The 23,605-nt window shown below is 45.7% G+C and carries 11 protein-coding genes, 10 tRNA genes and 1 riboswitch; of the genes, 1 reads left to right on the top strand and 20 read right to left on the bottom strand.

The features are described from left to right. Positions 1-242: 242 nt before the first annotated feature. Positions 243-917 carry a prepilin peptidase gene (locus FC82_RS15440; protein WP_056997446.1) on the top strand — a complete coding sequence of 225 codons (675 nt, stop codon included), beginning with the start codon at positions 243-245 and terminating at the stop codon, positions 915-917. 62 nt (positions 918-979) lie between these two features. Here FC82_RS15440 and FC82_RS15435 read toward each other — a convergent pair whose 3' ends face one another. The 20 genes from FC82_RS15435 to FC82_RS15340 all read right to left on the bottom strand — a co-directional run bounded on the left by FC82_RS15435 (position 980) and on the right by FC82_RS15340 (position 23,516). After that, positions 980-4,417, bottom strand: coding sequence for a MucBP domain-containing protein (locus FC82_RS15435; RefSeq protein ID WP_056997445.1), 3,438 nt, complete (start codon positions 4,415-4,417; stop codon positions 980-982). A gap of 630 nt (positions 4,418-5,047) precedes the next feature. After that, positions 5,048-8,692, bottom strand: coding sequence for a DNA-directed RNA polymerase subunit beta' (gene rpoC / locus FC82_RS15430; RefSeq protein WP_056997444.1), 3,645 nt, complete (start codon positions 8,690-8,692; stop codon positions 5,048-5,050). A 20-nt stretch (positions 8,693-8,712) separates the two neighbouring features. Continuing rightward, complete coding sequence (gene rpoB, locus FC82_RS15425; RefSeq protein WP_056997443.1) at positions 8,713-12,330, bottom strand: DNA-directed RNA polymerase subunit beta; 3,618 nt, start codon at positions 12,328-12,330, stop codon at positions 8,713-8,715. 230 nt (positions 12,331-12,560) lie between these two features. Further along, entirely contained in the window at positions 12,561-13,151 is a 591-nt protein-coding gene (locus FC82_RS15420) for a TetR/AcrR family transcriptional regulator (protein WP_056997442.1), read from the bottom strand. 322 nt (positions 13,152-13,473) lie between these two features. Further along, positions 13,474-15,984: an ATP-dependent Clp protease ATP-binding subunit gene (locus tag FC82_RS15415; protein WP_056997441.1), complete on the bottom strand. Its 2,511-nt coding sequence runs from the start codon at positions 15,982-15,984 to the stop codon at positions 13,474-13,476. 17 nt (positions 15,985-16,001) lie between these two features. After that, positions 16,002-16,469, bottom strand: a complete 468-nt coding sequence (locus tag FC82_RS15410) for a CtsR family transcriptional regulator (protein WP_054761529.1) — start codon at positions 16,467-16,469, stop codon at positions 16,002-16,004. A 757-nt stretch (positions 16,470-17,226) separates the two neighbouring features. Continuing rightward, positions 17,227-17,298: transfer RNA gene (locus FC82_RS15405), tRNA-Gly, on the bottom strand. A gap of 4 nt (positions 17,299-17,302) precedes the next feature. Beyond that, positions 17,303-17,375 (bottom strand) — tRNA-Thr (locus FC82_RS15400). Positions 17,376-17,471: 96 nt separating this feature from the next. After that, positions 17,472-17,545 (bottom strand) — tRNA-Pro (locus tag FC82_RS15395). 23 nt (positions 17,546-17,568) lie between these two features. Next, a tRNA-Arg gene (locus tag FC82_RS15390) sits at positions 17,569-17,642 on the bottom strand. Between the two features lie 28 nt (positions 17,643-17,670). Further along, a tRNA-Leu gene (locus FC82_RS15385) sits at positions 17,671-17,756 on the bottom strand. A 19-nt stretch (positions 17,757-17,775) separates the two neighbouring features. Next, positions 17,776-17,847, bottom strand: a tRNA-Gly gene (locus tag FC82_RS15380). A gap of 4 nt (positions 17,848-17,851) precedes the next feature. After that, positions 17,852-17,924: transfer RNA gene (locus FC82_RS15375), tRNA-Thr, on the bottom strand. A gap of 26 nt (positions 17,925-17,950) precedes the next feature. Then, a tRNA-Leu gene (locus FC82_RS15370) sits at positions 17,951-18,032 on the bottom strand. A 17-nt stretch (positions 18,033-18,049) separates the two neighbouring features. Next, positions 18,050-18,122, bottom strand: a tRNA-Lys gene (locus tag FC82_RS15365). Positions 18,123-18,125: 3 nt separating this feature from the next. Next, a tRNA-Val gene (locus FC82_RS15360) sits at positions 18,126-18,198 on the bottom strand. A gap of 357 nt (positions 18,199-18,555) precedes the next feature. Next, positions 18,556-19,836, bottom strand: a complete 1,281-nt coding sequence (gene serS / locus FC82_RS15355; RefSeq protein WP_054761531.1) for a serine--tRNA ligase — start codon at positions 19,834-19,836, stop codon at positions 18,556-18,558. A 296-nt stretch (positions 19,837-20,132) separates the two neighbouring features. Then, positions 20,133-20,771 (bottom strand): deoxynucleoside kinase, encoded by a 639-nt coding sequence (locus FC82_RS15350; RefSeq protein WP_056997440.1) that lies wholly within the window; start codon positions 20,769-20,771, stop codon positions 20,133-20,135. A 365-nt stretch (positions 20,772-21,136) separates the two neighbouring features. Then, a complete protein-coding gene (locus FC82_RS15345; protein WP_054762930.1) occupies positions 21,137-22,612 on the bottom strand; it encodes an amino acid permease in 1,476 nt (491 codons plus the stop codon). A gap of 129 nt (positions 22,613-22,741) precedes the next feature. Then, a riboswitch (Lysine riboswitch) is annotated at positions 22,742-22,913 on the bottom strand. Positions 22,914-22,985: 72 nt separating this feature from the next. After that, entirely contained in the window at positions 22,986-23,516 is a 531-nt protein-coding gene (locus tag FC82_RS15340; protein ID WP_056997439.1) for a GNAT family N-acetyltransferase, read from the bottom strand. Positions 23,517-23,605 lie beyond the last annotated feature (89 nt).

Here is a 23,605-nt window from a genome sequence, read left to right as displayed (position 1 = left end):
CTTCCTTAGTCTTCTTCTTAATTTAAGTCCACACATCCAGGCGGTTCATTTTTGGGTAAAAAGAAAAGCCTGATGCTGACATATTTTCGTGCTATGTTTTCCGTCAGCATGTCTGCCTGAGCAGAAACCGGTCTACAAAAAGCACCTTTAAAAGAATACCACGCATGAAAGGTCAATGTCAACGGGTAACACGCAAACTATTGCCGAGTTTTCCACGTAGTTATCCACAGGAGGACAATATGATGACAAAATATTTGGTGTTATTCACAATTGGGAGCGTGATCGGTTCGTTTTGCCAGGTGATTGCCATTCGCGGACTAAGGGCTGCCACGCTGACAACCGAACCATCCCACTGTGATTATTGCGGCAACCGACTGGCATGGTTTGAGCTCGTGCCGCTGGTATCCTACTTAGTGTTACAAGGAAAATGCCGGCATTGCCGAAACAAAATCCCGCTCGCCGGCCTCTTCGCCGAGGTTGCGGGAGGTTGTGTTGCACTGTATTATCGGGAACCTTCAACTGATTTGCTATTACTTTTGATTGGGTTTCTTCTATTAATAATGAGTTTATGTGACTGGCGGGAATTAGCAGTACCTAATTACCTTCTGGGCGCAACGGCATTCACCATCTCTGCTTTTTTAATGGTCAACAACCTCTTTACCATCTGGCATTTACTCATTTTTATTGTATGGTTATGCTACCAAAGATGGCCGGTGTTCAACAAGTGGCTGGGCGAAGCGGACCTTGATCTCATGCTACTTTATGGTGTTCTAGCCGGTCCAACACTTACTTGCCAAGCTGTGTTAATAGGTAGCGGCCTAGCCATTATGGCATTTAAAGTCTGGCAACGGCGTCAGCTGCCATTTGTGCCCTGCCTAGCAATTGGTTATTATTGGATTTTATGGTGTCTTTTGTGAGACAAAACAAAAAGCACATTCCATTATGTCGAATGTGCTTTCTTATAGGACTAGCTGTTCAATTAGTTATTTTCATGTTTCCGCTTTTTAAGACCAATCAGGCCAATCATTGCGGTTGCTAAACTAATGAGGCCCGCTACCCACACTGTATTTTGCGATTCATTGGTTTGCGGCAACGTCCTTTGTTCCTTTGTTGCCGAATTATTAGATTGAGATTCTTTATTGTTCAGCGTTGAAGATGACGCAAAAGTTTGTATGCCCTCGTTGTGTGACACTTTCGTGAACTCATTTTGACTTTCACTCACTTCAGTAATGCTCTCGGTACCGCCACCAAAAGCATTCGTGTGCGCGCTTGTTTTGGAAGCACTTGTAGAAGGGGTTACTTCATTAAATGTCTTTACCACTTGGCTAGAAGTTTCCGCCTCACTTGTAGTGTTTAAAACATCGGTTGACGTTCCTGCGTGGGTTGGGACTAAATCATTTCCGATTGCTGTTGAGGTATTTGTCATTGCGTTGTCGTAAACACTCATTTCAGTGACGGAGGTTGGGTTATCAACCGTACTTGCAAACTGCGGATTTCCAACTGTTTCAGCACTTTTCGGTGTCGTCACAGTTACCGTGATTGGCTGGCTTGGGTCTTTCGGCTGCTCAATATCCGTCTCTCCAGGCGCGAGGACATATCCAGCCGGCACTGTGGCGGCTATCTTGGCGGTCGGATCATCGCCAATCTTATCGGCCACTGTGGCAGTCCCGATCTCCTTGCCCGTATAGTCCTTGTAAATGACGGTGATCTGTTCAATCCGCGGGGCTTCGACTAACGAATCTACGCCGCCTTCGTATGACTGTGGGTTGCTGCTTGTTTCTGCACCTTTTGGTGTGGTGATTGTAACTGTGTAGACACCATTTGGGACATCCTTCAAATCTATTTGTCCTTCAGTACCGGGTGTCCAGACGTAACCTGCAGGCGCTGTTAAGTCAATGGTGTCACCAGGGGCACCATGCTGTTGTGTAAGAGATTCAATGGTTTGACCATTGTAATTCACAAAATTAACTGTATACGTCACATTGCTTGTCGGCTGTTCCACTTCGACGGTGAATAAATTAACAGTCGTACTCTGATCAGGATTATCTTGAAATTTATCCGTCAGCAAATTCGTGGTCGCGCCATTCACCAACTGATAGTCATAATTGTTTAAGAAGTCCTTCTCCACGAGACTAATCGTATCACTATCGACATTTTTGCCGTACGTTCCCGTAATCTGCGTTGTCCCAATAACATTCCCATCGGCTGTGACGAATTGGACATACCCGACTTCCTCGGTATTAATTTTGTATCTCAGTGTAACCGAATCACTGCCGTCAAGCGCTGTCGCTTTATATGTTGTTTGATTATCATCATCAGCAACATACCCTGGAATATATTCCAAATTTTCGTCAGGGATAGTGACGGATGTATTGTAGGTCCCAGTAAAAGTAGTTGACTTTGCAATCGTATTATTTTCGTCATCTATATAATTCACCGTCACAGTTTCCGGATCTGGGTCATAAAGATAAGATATTTGTGTCGTCTGAGGCACAATATATGGATTTTTGACCAAAAATCCTGAGGTGACTTTCCCAATTAAATCTGGATTTTGAATTAACGTTAATTGAGTCGTACCAAGCGATACCGATGTTGTAGCTGAGTCTGAGGTACTGTTGCCCTCAACAACAGACGACGCCGGCGCAGCTAACTCAGTTGAACTGGCCGCAGCCTTCTCAGCATCACTAACTGAAGCCAACTGTGAATCTGTCGAATCAGTCAGTAATTGTACTTCCAACTCGGCTGCAGCCTTACTGGCTTCGGAGGCAGCAACCCAACTCTCTGGAATGTTCGAAGTAATATTAGACCCATAAGTGTAATAAACAACTGCGGTTCCAGCGGGCAGGTCGGTACCAGTTGTATCAACGAAAATATAATTGATTGTATCCTCAGTAATGCCTTCCTCAGTGTCTGCATCATAATCAGAATTGAAGTAAACAATCTTACTGAATGTACTACCTTCAACAAAAGGTGATAAATCACCCTCCTGATTCAGGGTACTCGTCCCTGAAGTTTTCAACGTATACCCTGTAATATCGGCTGGAGCAGCAGTTGTATATGCCTGTCCTGTTAATCCCGACTGTTCTTGAGAATCCGCCAATATTTGGCCATCAGTAGAAGATGTGTATGAAGTAGTTTGATTAACAACCTGTGGTAAGAACGTAGAGTCATCACTAAATACACCCAGCCCACTCCCAGTCGACCCCGTTTCTCCATTTAAACTACCATTAACATTCGTGACGACGTTAAAGGCTGTATTACTATTGGGAGTCACTAAACTCAAGGTGTCACCAGACTCATAAATAGTCAGACCAGTTGTCGGATCAACCGTCATGGTAGCAGAAAGTAAATACTGAGCGAGAATTTTATCCCTAGTGTTCGGCAACACGGTTACCAATATCGACGTCGGGTCGCTGCGATCTGCAGAAAAGGCCACATAATCACCTCCGACCCATCCGTTTGACGATTCTAGCAAATGCAATTCATAAAAGAGATAGTAATCAGTTTTTCCCTTAAAGTTCGCATTATCTTGAACAACCACAGCCGACTTAGGGTATGTTGGATCCGTCACTCCGAATGTTGTAGAAGTTGTAGCCGTGCTTTCTGTAGTGGGCAACTGAGCCGTCACAAGCTGTGCCACACCAGTCTCAGCGTACTCTTGAGCAGCAATTGCTTTAATTGATTCAATCGTCGTCTCGCTAGTAACACCAAGATCAGTTTCATTAACAGCTGTCGACACATTATCGTTGTTGAGTTCCACAGATGGTTGGTTATCGGAGTGACTGGCAATCGTGTTCACACTATCATGAACGGTCTGAGTTGAGCTAAGATCATGAGAATCAGTTCCAGAATTCACAGCATCACTTTTAACGCCAGTCGTCACATCTCCAACCGTCATCGATTCAGCACTATTCTGACTATCAGAAGACTCTGATATCGCATTAGAACTTGATGAATCCACAACCGCTGTTTTCGTGGTGTCTGTCGTTGTTTTTGAATCGTTATTTAGGGATACATTATCGCTGTCGGTGTTGCTTGTTTCTGATTTGGTTACGTGGCTCGCCCCACTGGTAGTCATTTCACTTGAACTGTCAGACAGCGGTGTAGACGTTGCGTCACTGCTCGACTGATCAGCAGTAGTATCTTCAGAACTGGTGTTATTCGAACCAGTATTGTCCAATACTACTTGAGAATTGTGAATACTTGAAGACGACTCACTACTCTCTGTCGCAGTAGTTGGTGTCGTATCATCAGCGCTCACTTGAACTGGACTGGTCATACTAACTAGTCCAAATGCCAGTGTCGTCATCCCCGCAGCAAGCCACAGACGACCTGCTTTGTATAATTTAATCCGGTACTTTTCCTCCGAAGTCGCTTGAAGCATCTTATGGTACGCTTTTTCAATTGTTGTTTTCATGGCTTTTCCCCCAGAATATAAGCCTAATGACGGATCGTTATAAACGACCCAAGAGTTCCCCACTACCTACGTACTGCTATTAAATTTTCGATCAATGAGTAATTCCCCAATTAGACATTTGTTAAACACTAATTCATTTTCCCACAATAATAATATCACTCATCGCTGTGTTCTCCAAAAACTCAGCAAATTACTGATATTCTCTTACACATGTCTATTGTATTCTTTTATTCATCAAATCACTAGATAAATGACGATTTTTTAAACAAATAGTTTATATTGTTAACAATTATCATTAAAATATCTTATTTTACTGATGTTGTATCCTATTTTTGCAAAAAACAGCAAAAGTTTGCACACGTTAGTCTCTATTTTTGATTACGTGGAAATAGCGGGTACTATTAATTGCTCGATTAGAATAACGAATTGTTGTACTTTAACCAATTTAAGCGTTCACAAGACACTGTTTAAAACACAAAACCGCATTTGACTTAAAATCAAATACATTTTCTCTTCCACCAACACCAGTTGACAATGATCTCACAAAAAAGGCGTTAAGTCTGACGACCCGAATTCGGGATCATCGAACTTAACGCCTTTTACCAGTTTTTAATTGGTTTGATTAAAATTTTACTTAGCGTCTTCTTCCTTCATACGCTTCTCCAATTCATTTATGGAGTACACGCCGTCAGTTGAAGTTGCGCCAACTTCTTTAGGCTTGATCTTACGGTAATCAGGCATCCCAGTACCAGCTGGAATGATCTTACCAATAATAACGTTTTCCTTCAAACCAATCAGTGGATCGTTCTTACCACGGATAGCAGCGTCAGTCAGGACACGAGTAGTTTCCTGGAATGAAGCGGCGGATAAGAAACTGTTGGTTTCAAGGGCAGCCTTGGTGATTCCTAAGATAACTGGACGAGCAGTTGCAGGAATCCCACCAGAGATCAGGGTATCGTAGTTATGATCCTTGAAGTCCTTGATATCCATCAAAGTACCAGGCAAGACATCAGTGTCACCTGGATCCATGATCCGAACTTTCCGGAGCATTTGACGAACCATGATTTCGATATGCTTATCCAAGACAGCCACACCTTGCATCCGGTAAGTCTTTTGAACTTCTGAAAGCAGGTAGTTCTCGGTTGAAAGCACATCACGAACACGGATCAGTTCCTTAGGATCAACAGACCCATCGTTCAAAGCAGCGCCACGGTGGATGAAGTCGCCTTCAGCAACCATGAGCTTAGCTGTGATTGGCAGCGTGTATGAACGGGTATCTGCTTCACCCTTGATAGTGATTTCCTTCGTCCGTTCTGCTGGGTTTTCTTCGATCGACTCAACAGTCCCGGTAACTTCAGTAATCTCAGCTTTACCTTTAGGGTTCCGAGATTCAAAGATTTCTTGAACACGAGGCAACCCTTGGGTAATATCATCGTTCCCAGCAACACCACCGGTATGGAAGTTACGCATTGTTAATTGCGTACCAGGTTCACCGATTGATTGTGCGGCAACGGTCCCAACTGCTTCACCGACTTCCACTTGGTCACCAGTGGCCATGTTACGGCCATAGCAACGTTCGCAGACACCGTGGGCAGTGTTACAAGTAAAGACAGAACGAATAGTGATGGCATCGATGCCAGCGTCAATAATGCGTTGGGCAATCGTTTCATCGATCATCTTGTTAGCACCAACGATAACTTCGCCGGTCTTAGGATTCTTAACCGTCTTCATCGTGTAACGACCCAACATCCGGTCGTACAGTGGTTCGATCATTTCGTTACCATTCTTAATTGCACGAATGGTCAGGCCACGATCAGTGCCACAGTCTTCTTCACGAACGATAACGTCTTGGGCAACATCGACCAAACGACGGGTCAAGTAACCTGAGTTGGCAGTCTTCAAGGCGGTATCGGTCATCCCTTTACGGGCACCATGGGTCGAAATAAACATTTCCAAAACAGAGAGACCTTCACGGAAGTTAGCGGTGATTGGCAGCTCCATAATTTCACCATTAGGCGCAGCCATCAAACCACGCATGCCGGCAAGTTGGGTAAAGTTTGAAATGTTCCCACGGGCACCGGAATCACTCATCATAAAGATTGGGTTTTGACGTTCGAAGTTGTTGGTCAGCTTATCTTGCAGATCATCCTTCGCATCGTTCCAAATCCCAATGACCCGTTCGTAACGTTCGTGGTCGGTAATCAAACCACGACGGAACTGCTTAGTGACCGTAGCCACCTGTTTGTGGGCGTCATCAATGATTTGCGGTTTTTCAGGAACTTCGGTAACGTCGACGATTCCGACAGTCAAACCTGACTGGGTTGATTCGTCGTACCCTAAGTCCTTCATCCGGTCAAGCAGTAATGACGTTTCAGTCACTTTGTACTGCTTGTAAACTTCAGCAATGATATCACTTAAGAAACCCTTCTTGAATGGCAGAACCAATTCAGCGTTCTTCAAGTGTTCATTGATGTCTTCCCCTGGTTCGAGGAAGTAACTATCCGGCACGTAGCCGTTCAAGTTTGTGTTTGTTGGTTCATTCAAGTATGGGAATGACTTTGGCAAAATGTTGTTGAAGATAATCTTCCCAACACTCGTCACCAAAATCTTTGAACGTTGTTCGTCAGTGAAAGGCTTGTCTGGCAGTGAGGTGGTCTGTAAACCAACCCGAGTGTGCCAGTGAACTAATCCGTTCCGGTAAGCCAAAACAGCTTCGTTCATGTCTTTGAAGATCATCCCTTCGCCTTCACGACCGGCTTCTTCCATGGTCAGGTAGTAGTTACCGATAACCATATCTTGAGAAGGCGTCACAACGGGCTTCCCATCCTTAGGTGCCAAAATATGGTGAGCGGCGAGCATCAGCAAACGTGCTTCAGCTTGGGCTTCATCAGATAGCGGCACATGGATGGCCATTTGGTCACCATCGAAATCGGCGTTGTAAGCTTCACAGGCCAGCGGATGCAGACGCATGGCTTTACCAGAAACTAACACGGGTTCGAAGGCTTGGATTCCCAAACGGTGAAGTGTAGGTGCCCGGTTAAGGAGCACTGGGTGTTCCTTGATCACATCGCCTAACACATCGTAAACATCATCGTCTTGACGATCGATCTTACGCTTAGCGTTCTTAATGTTTGAAGCTAATCCGCGGCTAACCAGTTCCTTCATGATAAATGGCTTGAATAATTCCATCGCCATTGGCACTGGCAGACCCATTTGGTTCATCCGCAGAGATGGCCCAACATCGATAACTGAACGACCAGAGTAGTCAACACGCTTACCAAGCAAGTTTTGACGGAAACGTCCTTGCTTACCTTTCAACATGTGTGACAGTGACTTCAGTGGACGGTTACCAGGACCAGCAACCGGACGGCCACGACGACCGTTATCGATCAAAGCATCAACGGCTTCCTGAAGCATCCGCTTTTCGTTTTGAACAATGATACCTGGCGCATGAAGATCTAACAACCGCTTGAGACGGTTGTTACGGTTAATGACCCGACGATACAGATCGTTCAAGTCAGAAGTGGCGAAACGGCCACCTTCCAATTGAACCATCGGCCGTAAGTCAGGTGGAATAACTGGAATGGTATCCATAACCATCCACTCCGGTGCGTTACCAGAAGTAACAAAAGCTTCAAGAATGTCCAAACGACGTACCGCACGGGTCCGCTTTTGGCCGGTAGCTTCCTTGAGTTGTTCCTTTAATTCGGTAACTTCTTTTTGAAGATCAACGTCGCGTAACAACTTCTTGATGGCTTCAGCGCCCATCTCAGCTGTAAAGCCGTTGCCGTATTCCTGTTTCTTATCACGGTATTCACGTTCGGAAAGTAACTGCTTCTTTTCAAGCGGTGTGTTACCTGGTTCGAGCACAACGTAAGAAGCAAAGTAGATAATTTCTTCAAGTGATCGTGGACTCATGTCGAGGACAAGACCCATCCGACTTGGGATACCTTTGAAGTACCAGATGTGGGTTACAGGGGCAGCAAGTTCAATGTGACCCATCCGTTCACGACGAACCTTAGAACGGGTAACTTCAACACCACACCGGTCACAAACAACACCCTTATAACGGATCCGCTTGTATTTCCCGCAGGCACATTCCCAGTCTTTAGTTGGGCCGAAGATTCGTTCATCGAACAACCCATCCTTTTCTGGTTTCAAAGTTCGGTAGTTAATGGTTTCTGGCTTCTTAACTTCACCGTATGACCAGCTCCGAATTTTATCAGGAGATGCGAGACCAATCTGCATACTCTCGAATTTATTAACATCGACCAAAGGACTGACGACCTCCTTTATTAATCTTTAGCGTTTGAGTTAGCTTCATCTGTTGTCTTGGCAGTCTTAGCAGCTGCAGAATCCGCTGACTTAGCCTGTGCTTCTTTTTGTTGTTCTGCGTACTTGCTCAGGGCGTCAACGTTAACGACATCATCGTCTTCATCGTCCATGTCACGCAGTTCAATTTCTTGTTTATCAGAACCAAGAACCTTCATATCAAGACCAAGTGCTTGGAGTTCTTTGACCAGCACACGGAATGATTCAGGTACACCTGGCTTTGGAATTGGTTCACCCTTAACAATGGCTTCGTACGTCTTAACACGACCCACAACGTCATCTGACTTGTAAGTCAAGATTTCTTGCAGAGTGTAAGCAGCACCGTAAGCTTCAAGGGCCCAAACTTCCATTTCACCAAAACGTTGGCCACCAAATTGGGCTTTCCCACCTAATGGTTGTTGTGTCACTAATGAGTATGGTCCGATTGAACGTGCATGAATCTTATCGTCAACCATGTGGGCCAATTTCATATAGTGCATTACACCAACAGCAACCCGCTTGTCAAATGGTTCACCGGTCCGGCCATCGTAGAGCACGGTCTTGGCATCATCAGCCATCCCGGCTTCCTTAACAGCAGCCCAGATATCTTCGTCTTGCGCCCCATCAAAGACAGGTGTTGAAACGTGGATACCGAGTTTACGAGCAGCCATCCCTAAGTGAATTTCGAGCACTTGCCCGATGTTCATCCGGGAAGGCACACCCATTGGACTCAACATAATGTCGATTGGTGTCCCATCTGGCATGTATGGCATATCTTCTTGAGGAATAACAACGGAAACGGTCCCCTTATTCCCATGACGTCCGGCCATCTTATCACCCACTTGGAGCTTACGCTTTTGAGCGATGTAAACCCGAACCATCATGTTAACACCAGGAGATAATTCGTCACCATTTTCACGCGTGAAGATACGAACGTTTTGAATGATTCCGCCGCCGCCATGAGGCACCTTCAGCGAAGTATCCCGAACTTCACGGGCCTTTTCACCAAAAATGGCATGGAGTAGACGTTCCTCGGCTGACAGTTCAGTAACACCCTTAGGCGTCACCTTACCAACCAGAATATTGCCGTCGTGCACTTCTGCACCGATACGGATAATCCCTTCTTCATCCAAGTTCTTCAAAGCGTCTTCACCGACGTTAGGAATTTCACGGGTCATTTCTTCCGGTCCAAGCTTGGTGTCACGAGCTTCTGATTCGTATTCTTCAATATTAATGGAAGTGTAAACATCATCTTTAACCAGTCGTTCGTTGATGGCGATCGCATCTTCGAAGTTGTACCCTTGCCAAGTCATGAAGGCAACTAATGGGTTTTGCCCTAAGGCTAATTCGCCATCTTCCATTGATGGCCCATCGGCTAAAATTTCATCGCTGTCAACGTGGTCGCCCACTTTAACGATTGGCCGTTGGTTGTAGTTCTTACCACCGTTAGAACGTTGGAACTTCATTAACTTGTACGTGTCTAAAGCACCGTCTTCACGACGGACCCGAATTTGGTTAGCGTCAACGTATTCCACAGTCCCCTCGTGCTTGCTGATTAAAGCAACACCAGAGTCATGGGCAGCCTTATATTCGATCCCAGTCCCAACAAGTGGTGAGTGAGGATCCAACAAAGGAACGGCTTGACGCATCATGTTCGCACCCATCAATGCACGGTTAGAATCATCGTTTTCCAAGAAAGGAATGCAGGCCGTAGCGACAGAAACAACTTGCTTAGGCGAAACATCCATGTAATCAATGTTTTCGATCCCAGTTTCAATGTTTTCTGACTTTGCACGCGCCATAACCACGTCGTTCACGAAGGATCCGTCATCAGTCAATGGTGAGTTTGCTTGCGCAACAACGAAGTTATCTTCTTCATCAGCAGTCAGGTAATCGATCTTATCGGTAACCTTGTGTGTATCCCAGCTCACACGACGGTATGGCGTTTCAATAAAGCCGTACTTGTTGATGCGGGCGTAAGAGGACAAACTGTTGATCAACCCAATGTTAGGGCCTTCAGGCGTTTCGATTGGGCACATCCGACCGTAGTGGGTATAGTGCACGTCACGAACTTCATAACCGGCACGGTCACGGGTCAAACCACCAGGTCCAAGGGCAGACAAACGACGCTTATGCGTTAATTCGCCCAGTGGGTTGGTTTGGTCCATGAATTGTGACAGTTGTGATGACCCGAAGAATTCTTTGATGGAAGCGACAACCGGTCGAATGTTGATCAGTTGTTGCGGTGTTACGGTTGCGGCGTCTTGGATCGACATCCGTTCACGAACAACACGTTCCATCCGTGATAATCCGATTCGGAATTGGTTTTGTAGAAGTTCACCAACAGAACGAATCCGACGGTTACCCAAGTGATCAATATCATCAGTGACGCCAACGCCTTCTTGCAAGTTGAAGAAGTAGTTAACGGCAGCTAAGATATCGGCTGGGCGAATATGCTTGTATTTTAAGTCAATGTGGCCGTTACCGATCACTGGTAATTCACGTTCTGGGTCATCCGGTGCTTGGACCTTGATGATCTGTAACGTAACAGGATCAGTCACAACGGCTTCATCAGAAGGTGTGTAAGTGACCGTCTTGAAGTCTTCACGATCCAAATATGGCGTCAAGTTCTTCAAAACATCTTTGTCGATGACGGTACCCTTTGCAGCCAAAACTTCACCGGTGTCAGGATCAGCCAAAGTTTCAGCTAAGGTCAAGCCCAACAGACGGTTCTTCAAAACAAGCTTCTTATTAGTTTTATAACGACCAACAGGGGCCATATCATAGCGTTTTGGATCAAAGAAACGCGCGGTCAACAGACTCCGAGATGAGTCAGCCGTCTTAGGTTCACCAGGACGTAGACGTTCGTAAATATCCTTCAATGATTCTTCAACACGGGAATCATCAGTATTCTTATGAACATCCTTTTCCAAGGTGGCCATCAGACTGTCATTATCACCGTACATCTTAATGATTTCATCATCAGAACCGAAGCCCAATGCCCGAACAAGTTCAGTCATTGGAATCTTACGGGTCCGGTCGATCCGGACATATGAGAGGCCCTTAGCGTCGGTTTCAAACTCTAACCAAGCACCTCGGTTAGGAATGACAGTGGCACCGTAAACGGTCCGACCATTCTTGTCTGTTTCTTCATTATAATAAACACCAGGGGAACGGACTAATTGTGATACAATAACCCGTTCAGCACCATTGATAATAAACGTTCCTTGTTCGGTCATCAGAGGGAAATCGCCAAAGAAAACATCCTGTGACTTAATTTCTCCTGATTCATGGTTCGTTAACCGCAGCGTAACGTGTAGTGGTGCCGAGTAGTTTGCATCATGTTCACGAGCTTCATCAACGGTATATTTGGGTTCAAGTAGTTGGTAATCAACGAACTCTAACGAAAGGTTTCCTTGGAAATCTTCGATTGGCATAATGTCATCGAACATATCACGGAGGCCTTCGTCAAGAAACCACTGGTACGAATTCTTTTGGATTTCGATCAAGTTAGGGAGATCCAAAACTTCTTTGATTCGTGCGTAGCTTCGACGGGTCCGGTGCTTGCCAAATTTAACCAAGTGTCCTGCCAAGTTGTTCACCTCTCCATTTTATTCAGCGAATTGAACCAATTGTTACAGTTTGATTACATTTTTGAAAAATGCGAATAAAAACTGATTTTTTGGCAAAAAAAATCCAAAAGAAAGATTGATTTTCTTACTTTTGGTTTTTATGAGAACCGCTACGGACAATAGATCGCACCGATTCATTTCAATTCACAGTAACATACTGCAAACAGTATACCTATTTAATTTTGTGATGTCAAGTTGTCCTACTCGGTCAACCCATGAAGAATCAGATCAATCAACAGCTGCACGTGCTGTTCGTCCGTCAACTCCCTGCCGCCGATGCGATGAAACTTGCTGAAGAGCGGACTTAAACTGGTGATGTAGAACTCACCAGCTTCCTGTGGCGTGATACCCGCCCGCAGTTTAACTTTAGGGTTGCTGAAATAGGCGGAAATCGGTCCCAAGTAATCCCGACCAAAGACCATCCCCAGCTTCTTCATGTTTTCTGGTTTCAAGTACGCAAAACTCGAATGAATGATTGTAAACACATCACGCGGGTGCACATCCGTTAAGACTTGACTCATTTTGATCAAGTGCGCCTCAGCAGAAAGTTCGGCGCCATTTTCATTAATAGCGTTCAACCGTGTCCGTATCGTCTCCCCCACAGAAGTGATCACTTCAATAAAGATGACTTCCTTATCCTCAAAGTGGTGGTACAGCGCCGGTTGGGTGATTCCGACAGCCTTGGCAATGTCACGCGTCGAGGTGTCTTGATACCCCTTCGTCAGGAAAAGACGTTGTGCTTCTGCTAAAATCGCACGGTGCGTTTTTTCTAATTGGACTTCTCGTTTCAAAGTTAAGTTCCTTTCTGGTTAAGCGCGTGCAGTTCTTCTCTCTTATGCAATTAAACGACATACGCGGTGAATGACTACGTTATATTTTACGCTGAGTGATTTCATTTGTGCAACCCTTAAGATTTAGAAGACCAAAGAAACTGTTAGGGCTGCCGTCTTTTAAACATAAAATCTGCCATGTTTTAAACGACTGGTCAAATCAGGTTAATCCTCTCTGTTCTGTTTATTGCGCTATCAAATCCAAACGGCGAACACCATTTGCCATCTAAAAAAGGATGACACCAACAATGATGTCATCCTTCATAAAGACTAATCAGTTGTCTTACTTGCTGGCAACAGGTTCCGATGTGTCTTTGGTTTCTTTAACTTTAATTTCTTTGACATTAATGGTGATCTTGCCCTGGCGTGCGCCAAGGGTCACTTGATTACCTGCCTTGATTTCACCTGAGAGCAACGATTCGCTCAACCGGTCTTCAATCTCGGTCTGCAGTGCCCGCCGAATTGGTCGCGCACCGTATTCCGGATCGAACCCAGCATCGGCAATCACATCAATCGCTGCCGGGGTGATCTTAACACGAATACCCTGGTCAGCAATTCGGTCAATGACCTGTTTTGCCATCAACTTAACAATCTGGTGCAGCTCATCCTTCTTCAATGAGTGGAAGATAACAATTTCATCGATCCGGTTCAAGAATTCTGGCCGGAAAGATTGTTTCAACGTCTCACGAATCGTGGCTGCCATTGCATCGTAGTTGTCAGACATATCTTCGGCACCGAACCCAACGGTCTTTTCATCACGCAGGGTAGTCGCACCAAGGTTAGAGGTCATGATCATAATGGTGTTTCTGAAGTCCACTTTACGACCCTTTGAGTCGGTCAGGTAACCATCATCAAGCACTTGCAGTAACAGGTTAAAGACATCCGGGTGCGCTTTTTCAACTTCATCAAAGAGAACAACTGAGTAAGGCTTTTGACGGACCTTTTCAGTCAGTTGACCCCCTTCTTCGTACCCGACATAGCCTGGCGCAGACCCAATCAAACGACTGGTGGAGTACTTCTCCATGTATTCAGACATGTCGACACGAATCATGTTGTCTTCGGAGCCAAACATTGCTTCAGCCAAAGCCTTAGCGAGTTCAGTCTTCCCAACACCGGTCGGGCCAAGGAACATGAACGACCCAATTGGCCGGTTTGGATCCTTGAGTCCAGAACGGGCACGCCGAATGGCACGTGAAACAGCTGAAACAGCTTCTTCTTGGCCAATGACCCGCTTGTGCAAAACACTCTCCAGGTTAATCAGCCGTTCTTGTTCAGTCCGTTGCAGTTGGGTAGTTGGTACCCCTGTCCATTCGGAGACCACCTCAGCGACGTCTTCGCCGGTGACGTTCAGATCATAGCGATTTTCACCCTCAGTGTCCTGAGCCTCAGCAGCCTTCTTATTTTTCTTTTCAAGCTTCTCACGCAGATCCAGTTCCTGTGTCCGCAACTGGGCAGCTTCTTCAAACCGCTGATCTAAGATAGCTGCTTCACGCTGATCAGAAAGGTCTTCAAGTTTAGCTTCTTGAGTTGATCGCTTAGATGGCTTGTCCATCCGACTGATACGAACCTTAGCAGCTGCTTCGTCCATTAGATCGATGGCCTTATCTGGTAAGAACCGGTCAGTGATGTAACGAGAAGAAAGCTTAACGGCCTGTTCCACAGCGTCGTCGGTAATGTTGGCGTGGTGGTGATCTTCGTAACGAGACCGAAGCCCCTTCAGGATTTCAATCGTTTCGTCTTCCGTTGGTTCATCAACTTGCACGGTGGCAAATCGACGTTCCAAGGCTGCGTCAGATTCAATGTACTTTTGGTATTCATCCAGCGTCGTTGCCCCGATGGTTTGCAGTTCACCACGTGCTAGTGCAGGTTTGAGGATGTTCGAAGCATCAATGGCCCCTTCAGCCCCACCGGCACCAATCAACGTGTGCAGTTCATCGATAAACAAGATAACCTGCCCATCGTTGTAAATTTCTTCGATGACCTTCTTCAAACGGTCTTCGAATTCACCACGATACTTAGTACCGGCAACCAGTGACCCCATATCAAGGGCCATCAGGCGCTTGTTTTGCATATCTTCCGGCACGTTTCCAGCAACGATCCGTTGTGCCAATCCTTCAGCAATGGCCGTTTTACCAACACCTGGTTCACCAATCAAGACAGGGTTGTTCTTGGTCCGCCGTGACAGAATCTGAATAACACGGCGCACTTCTTTGTTTCGGCCAACTGTTGGATCCATTTGATCGTCGCGAGCCAGTTGGGTCAAATCACGGGCAAGTGAATCCAGAGTAGGTGTCCCGCCCTGTTGTTTAGCACGGCCGCGTTGTGCACCGCGTCGTTTTTCTTGGGTTTCACTGACGCCAAGTTTACGCATAATGACTTTGCGTGCTTGTGCCAGGTCAATATTTAAATTCATCAGAATACGTGAGGATAGAATGGTTTCATCACTTAAGAGCGCAAGCAAGATATGCTCAGTACCAATCTTGGTTGAGCCAATCCGTTTAGCTTCATCGCCAGCAACCGACAACATATCCTTAGCCTTAGGCGAGTATGGCAAATAAGTGTCCTTATCCACGTTGCCTAAGGTCCCGTAACCTGTAAACCGTTCAATTTCTTCGCGCACATCGTCTTCGCTAATGGAGAACTGTTGTAAAACCTTGTTTGCGATCCCGTTCTTCTCAATAGTGAGTGCTAAAAGTAAGTGTTCAGTACCAACCGCTTGGTGCTTAAAATACTTGGCTTGCTCCTGTGCCAATGCCAATACGCTCTTTGCACTTGGGGTAAAAAGATTGTCCATATCAATTCCTCACTTTCTTAGCTTTCGTAGCGCAGATGTTTCAAAATGCTAACTAAAATCCGTGCTCGTAAGCCGTTTTCTTGTGCGCGGTTATCCATTTTCAAAGTGTCTTTACTAATAATCGTCAAAATGATATTCGCTTCTCGTCTACCAATGACATCACTTTCATAAAGCCCCTGTATTACAGCATAACCGTCTCGTTGACCAATTGAATCACCAATCGTTTCAATCAAAGAGTCGAGCACATCTGTATCATCCAAAAGATTCACTTTTTCGATACGGATGTAGCCGCCACCCCCGCGTTTGCTTTCCACCAAATAACCGTTAGATAATGTGAAGCGCGTCTTGATAACGTAATTAATCTGAGAAGGCACGACGTTAAAGAGATTGGCAACCTCAGATCGGCGAATTTCAACGTGCTCGGTGTCCGATAAGATCTGTTTTAAATACTTTTCGATAATATCGGAAATGTTTTGATTTTGCACGCTTCTTCCCTCCATTCACCAACTCAACAATTTACTTTGACTAATGTTGACTTTCATTATACGAATCTTTGGTAAAAAAGCAAAGCATTATACTTTAATTATAACGATAAAACGGGCAAAATACCGATTTAAATGGGATTTCTTTAAATTTTTTTCTTGCCCGGATTTGATTTGCTTGTGCTGGCGATTGGAGATTGAAGATTAAAGCGTGGACCTCATCTGTGCGGCAATAAAGAAAAGTTTTGCCATCCCGACCATATTGCGGTTGCAGGCCGCAAATAAAAATGATGTAACCCGTTCCTGAAAAATCGAGATTTAATTGAATACCGGGCAATGACCTCGGCTGCGCTTGGTGACCATAGTGTTAAAAGCCAAAAATACATAGTCCAGATAAAACGGCAAAAGGCCCATAAGCAATCCCATGAGCCAGTTTTGTCACGTTTTTCTCGCTTACATGATCCGCTGAACTCATGACCCGACTTTAATCGCCGTTAACTATCAGTAAAGAATGACCATAGAAATCGTCTTGATAGCCGAAAATTCAAACAAACTTTCTGCTTACACTTGTCAGCGGATTAACACTGATAAATGCAAGCATACAGGAACCCGGTCTGTCCTTATCGAACCAATAGCAAGCTGTTTCTTCCTATTAAAGTAAGAACCTGGAAAAATACGAAACAAAACGTCCCACCACAAATGCCTAAAAAGACAAATCATGGTGAGACGTTTACTTTTATATGTTCCTGGAAACAAATGAAGCGGAAGACGGGATTCGAACCCGCGACCCCCACCATGGCAAGGTGATGTTCTACCACTGAACTACTTCCGCACAATGCCGACTAGAGGATTCGAACCTCCGACCTCCTCATTACTAGTGAGATGCTCTGCCAACTGAGCTAAGTCGGCGAAAGTGATTATATTAAGTTAATGTTGCCCCGACTTCAGCGCCGTAATTACCCATAAAAAAGGCGCCCGACTGGTAGCCAGACGCGGTAATCACTATCGGGAAAACAAGATTTGAACTTGCGACCCCCACGTCCCGAACGTGGTGCTCTACCAAGCTGAGCTACTTCCCGATTGCTGTTAAGAAACAACAAAATGCACCCAGTAGGAGTCGAACCTACAACCTTCTGATTCGTAGTCAGACACTCTATCCAATTGCGCTATGGGTGCATAATCAAACTATTAAATTGTGAAACAATGCCGAGGACCGGGATCGAACCGGTACGGTCATCACTGACCGCAGGATTTTAAGTCCTGTGCGTCTGCCAATTCCGCCACCCCGGCAGGAAAATGACGCTCTAAAAGCGGAAGACGGGATTCGAACCCGCGACCCCCACCATGGCAAGGTGATGTTCTACCACTGAACTACTTCCGCACAATGCCGACTAGAGGATTCGAACCTCCGACCTCCTCATTACTAGTGAGATGCTCTGCCAACTGAGCTAAGTCGGCGAAAGTGAATTTGCTATTCAATTCAATGCGGGTGAAGGGACTCGAACCCCCACGTCGTAAGACACTAGAACCTAAATCTAGCGCGTCTGCCAGTTCCGCCACACCCGCGTGGTGTACCTGGATAATGAGCCGTGACAGGCTCGAACTGTCGACCCTCTGATTAAAAGTCAGATGCTCTACCAACTGAGCTAACGGCTCAAATGGAGGATACAGGGCTCGAACCTGTGACCCTCTGCTTGTAAGGCAGACGCTCTCCCAACTGAGCTAATCCTCCATAAAGATAATGGGAAGTATATCGTGATACAATTGTTGTCGACCTCGTCGAAACAACTATTTAATATTATCATCTCAAGTATTTGATGTCAACATCTTTTTTTGAGAAGGTTGAATAGTTATGCATATAAAAAAGTCCCGCTAATCAACCGCAAGAACTACTATACACTCCTTTTTTTAAAAAAGCTACCCCTTTTTCAAATTAAATCAAATTAATTGGGCGTAAGGGTGGCTCGTTTTCACCTCGGTTTCATTTACAAAAAACCAAAAAGAACTTACCCACCCAAACAGGATGAATAAGTTCTCTTGTTTATCTCATAAACATGTATTTAGACTGGCTGGATATGCAGTATCTGGCCTAATCTTCTTTCGTGATCTTAGTCTGCCCGCCCATGTATGGTTGCAAGGCTTCTGGAATATTAACAGTGCCATCCGCGTTTTGGTAATTCTCCAAAACGGCAGCGACAGTCCGGCCAACAGCCAGCCCTGAACCGTTCAACGTGTGGACATACTGCAACTTACCATTGTCATCACGGTACTGGATGTGCGCCCGTCGTGCTTGGAAATCCGTTGTGTTAGAACAGCTGGAAATCTCACGGTAACGATCTTGGAATGGTAACCAAACTTCGAGATCATGGGTCATAGCAGCTGTGAAACTCATGTCGCTAGTCGTCAAGGTGATCACATGGTATGCCAAGCCTAGTTTTTGCAGCAGTTCTTCGGCATGCTTTGTCAGTGATTCCAGTTCGGTCCATGAATCTTCCGGCTTTGTAAACTTCACCATTTCAACTTTGTTGAATTGGTGCAAACGGATTAACCCACGGGTATCACGCCCAGCACTCCCAGCTTCGGAACGGAAAGCAGGGGTCAGTGCCGTAAAGTAGACCGGCAACTTTTCAGTTGGGATCACTTCGTCACGATAGTAATTGACCAGTGGGACTTCCGCAGTCGGAATCAACGTTTCGTCAGCTTCCTTTAAGGAATAAACATCTTCTTTGAACTTTGGAAATTGACCAGTCCCATACATCGATTCGCTATTGACCATGTATGGTGGCAGTACTTCAGTAAACCCAGCCTTTTCGTTTTCATCGAGGAAGAAATTGTAGATGGCGCGTTCCAGTCGCGCCCCCTGGCCCACGTAGTATAAGAAACGGCTGCCGGAAACCTTTGCGCCGCGTTCAAAATCAAGAATACCTAAGTTCTCACCGATCTCCCAGTGTGATTTCGGCTTAAAGTCAGTAAACGTTGGCATTTCGCCCCACTTCCGGAGTTCGACGCTGCCCTCTTCGGTCAACCCAACAGGCACTTCGTCATTTGGAATATTTGGCAAGCGTGAAGTTTTATCTGAAACGTCTTCAGCGATGGCCGTCAACTGTTCATCCAACGCTTTGATATCGGCGCTGACCTGCTTCATTTGTGCAATCTTATCACTGGCATCTTCCTTATTCCGCTTCAATTGTGAAATTTCATCTGAGACTGTATTCCGGTTGGCCTTCATGGTCTCACTCTTCACGATCAGATCACGGCGTTTTTGATCCAGTGCCAACAGATCATCAATTTCTTTTGCGTCAACTCCACGGGTTGCTAACTTTTCCTTTACGAAATCTGTTTCGGTCCGGATCAACTTTAAATCAAGCATATTAATACTTCTCCCTTCGTTATTGTACCGTCAAAAAAAGCCTTCGCCCCCAAAAGATTGGGACGAAGACTTCGCGGTACCACCCAAGTTTGCAGCCTTTGCCGCACACTCTCATCGGTAACGGCGATCACCGTACAGGATTAACTGTCCGCTTTCGTGCGATGGAAGTTCGGTCAACGGCTCTCAGCTTGCACCGTTTCTCTGGATAACCTACTGAAGTCACACTGCGTTTTTATTACTGTCACTATAGTACGATACTCTGTCATTTTTCGCAAGCCGGAGACAAGAGGCCATCCTTAAAGCGCCAGTGAAGCCATCTTTTCATCCACAAGATCCAGCACTTTTTTCTGTGCGGACTTGTCCTCAACGAAATCCAATTCGTCACCATTGATCATCATCTTGGGCGACTTGTCGTAGTGCGCATACCAGTCAACGTACCGCGCATCTAATTGTTTGTAGTAGTCATATAGACTTGGATCCTGGGCGACTTGCTCGTATGACCGGCCGCGTTTCTTGATTCGGTCAAGCATCGTATCAAACGAAATGTTGATATGGATTAATAAATCCGGGTTCTTTTTATGAACTGCGTGCGGCAGTTCCTCCATCATGTTTTGAAGAAGGGAGTCATAGATGTCCACTTCAGTCTGAGTTGCCCGACCCATGTCAGCGTTCAGTTTAAAGAGTAATGAATCTTCGAAGATCGAGCGATCAAGGACCGTCTCATCATCTTTGAAGGCCTGTTTAATACTGTCCAAGCGCTTGTTTAAGAAATAAATCTGCAACAAGAACCCGTATTTCTTTGGGTCTTGGTAGAACAGCGGCAAAATTTCATTATCTTCAACTGATTCATAAAACGCCGGTTTGTTTAAATGGTCGGCAAGCAAATTTGTGAGGCTTGTCTTTCCGGCACCAATTGTTCCTGAAAGTACAATCATGGCTTTAAATTCTCCTTTTAACTCCAAAAGTCAGCACAATCAATTGTATCATCAGAAATTTTAAATGCAATATGTTGGGGTTTAATTTTTCGCTGGACAGCGTGAACCCGCAATTGAAGTCTGAAAAAAGGCCGCTATTGCCGGCAGTCCCGCACTGCAAAAGACGCTCACTTTTGGCTGCCCTTCAGCTGGCGGAAACCAGTGACATTTTTCCGCTGCCTGATCCTCTGAAATAGCAATAATCCCGACAAATGCGCATCTCATCAAAACAAGCGTTTCTCAAAAAATTCAACTGAATTTTTTGAGAAACGCTTGTTTTCTGGAAACGTAAACGGGATGCGTCCCAGTCTTAATCAAAATAATAATTAGTCCGTGGTGTCCTCAGTCGAAGCTTCGTCGCGCTTATGCGGTTCAACATCAACTTCATCAAGCGGAATCAGCCTCGTATGGTGCCGAATTTTATAGTAGAAGAACAGAATGATGAACAGCGGCACACTGAGGTAGGTAACCAGGATCTTTTCCCAATCAAAATGGACAAATGAACTTGGGTCTTGACCCACGATAACGATAATACACAAGATCAGTGCTAAGAGCGGCCCAACTGGGAACCACTTGGCATGGTACTTCAGTTCACTCTCCTTGTGACCCTGTTTGACGAACGCCCGCCGGAAACGGAAGTGAGAAATTGCGATCCCGACCCAGGCAATGAATCCGGTCAGCCCCGAAGCGGCAACCAGCCAAACGTAAACCTTAGGACCCGCAATGCTGGCAAAGAAGGTCAACGCACCGACAACGGTCGTTGCCACCTGTGCACGAAGCGGTACCCCATGCTTTGTTGTGTGTTCAAAATACTTCGGTGCATAACCGTCCAAAGACAGTGAATACAGCATCCGTGAAGAAGCGTACATCCCAGAGTTTGCGGCTGACATTACTGACGTCAAGATAACCGCGTTCATGACACTGGCCGCAGCTGCCAAACCGGCTCGCTTAAAGACCAATGTAAATGGACTGATTGCAATATCTGATGCGGAAGAGCCCAGAAGATCAGGACTCGTGTACGGAATAATACATGCAATGACAAAAATAGCAAAAATATAGAATAACAAGATTCGCCAGAAGACCTGGTTGATGGCCTTTGGAATACTCTTTTCAGGGGTCTTTGACTCGCCGGCCGTAATGCCGACTAATTCGGTGCCTTGGAAGGAGAATCCGGCAACAACGAACACACTTAACGTTGCTGGAATCCCACCAACAAATGGTGCCTTCTTATACGTAAAGTTTTCCAAACCCGTTGCGTGGCCGCCCATGATACCAAAAATCGTCAACACCCCGACGGCAAGGAAAACGATAACCGTAACGACTTTGATCATGGCCATCCAGTATTCCGTTTCACCAAAGGCTTTAACCGTTAACGCGTTGATCAAGAAAATGATGATCAATACAGACACACTCCAGATCCAGCTTGGAATGTTTGGCAACCAGTATTTCATCACCAGGGCTGCCGTACTAATATCAACGGCCAGCGTAATGGCCCAGTTAAACCAATAATTCCAGCCCATCGCAAACCCGAGGGCGGGATCAACATACTTTGTTGAGTACGTGGCAAACGAGCCGGAAACAGGCATGTTTGTGGCCATTTCCCCAAGACTCGTCATCAGGAAGTACACCATGGCCCCCATGGCGACGTACGCAATCAGGGCCCCTCCTGGACCGGCAGTGGAAATTGCGGACCCGCTCGCAACAAAGAGCCCCGTCCCAATACTACCGCCAAGCGCGATCATCGAAAGGTGCCGGGTTTTGAGTTCCCGTTTCACCTGATGATCGTTTTCATTATCTGCCATGCTAAATTCCTCTCACTTTCCTAACAGTTAAACCTCATTAGTTTTAACCGGAATTTCATTTTGCAAATAGAAAAACGGCCCGCCCGCAGTTTACCCGCGAGAAGACCGATTAATAGGTTCATCGTCATCATCGTAGGAAGCTCTCCGCGGTAAGCGACAGTGCCAGCCCTGTTAAGACTGACCCCAGCACGGTAACGGATCAGGGTCACCACACTTCGGCAAAACTTCCTTTAACCACGGCTCACGGGCACTGATCTGCCTAACCGTGGCGACTCCTAAGTTCTGCGCCTCTTCTATTCGATAGATACATACTATACCGATTGCACCTCGTTTGCAATCAGTATTCGGTGTGAGTTGATTTACTCATCAAACATTAATCAAGCACCCTTGCGTAAATCAGTTCCAGCTGACCCGGTTGATAAAAGGCGTGGTCTGAATGCTGATACTGGTCAACTAAAGCAAAACCCAATTTGATCAACACACGTTGCGAGCGTTCATTTTCTTTGAGCGAACTCGCCCATATTTTTTGAAACAGCCGCTCCTTGGTGACATAATCAATTAAGCCCGCCCCCGCTTCGGGCATGTAGCCTCGTCCCCAAAACGCCTGGTTCAAAACGTACCCGAGTTCACTTTCATCGTAGATTGGACTGCCATCTTTGCCCATTTTTTCATAGAGGCCGATGCTGCCAATCACTTTTTCGGTGCGTTTTTCAACCAGTGCATAGACCATCTCCGTTGACATCGCCCGTCGCAACATAAACTGGGCGTCCTCGAGAGTTCGTGCTGTTTGAAAACCGGCGGCCAAGGCGCTATTAGGATTACCAACAATTTCATAGTAATCAGCTAAATCAGATTCTAAAAATGGCCGTAGCAGCAGGCGGTCAGTTTGCAGTAGCAACGTCATAATTCTTCGTCCTTTAAGTAAGATGCGTTAAAATCCCCGATTTAAAATTGAAGTGCAACACTTGATAACTAGACCAATTAGACTAGCTT

The sequence above is a fragment of the Secundilactobacillus collinoides DSM 20515 = JCM 1123 genome (genome assembly GCF_001435975.1).
Lineage (GTDB): Bacteria > Bacillota > Bacilli > Lactobacillales > Lactobacillaceae > Secundilactobacillus > Secundilactobacillus collinoides.
Note: the sequence above shows the minus strand (reverse complement) of the source record. Positions and strands in the feature narration are given on the sequence as shown.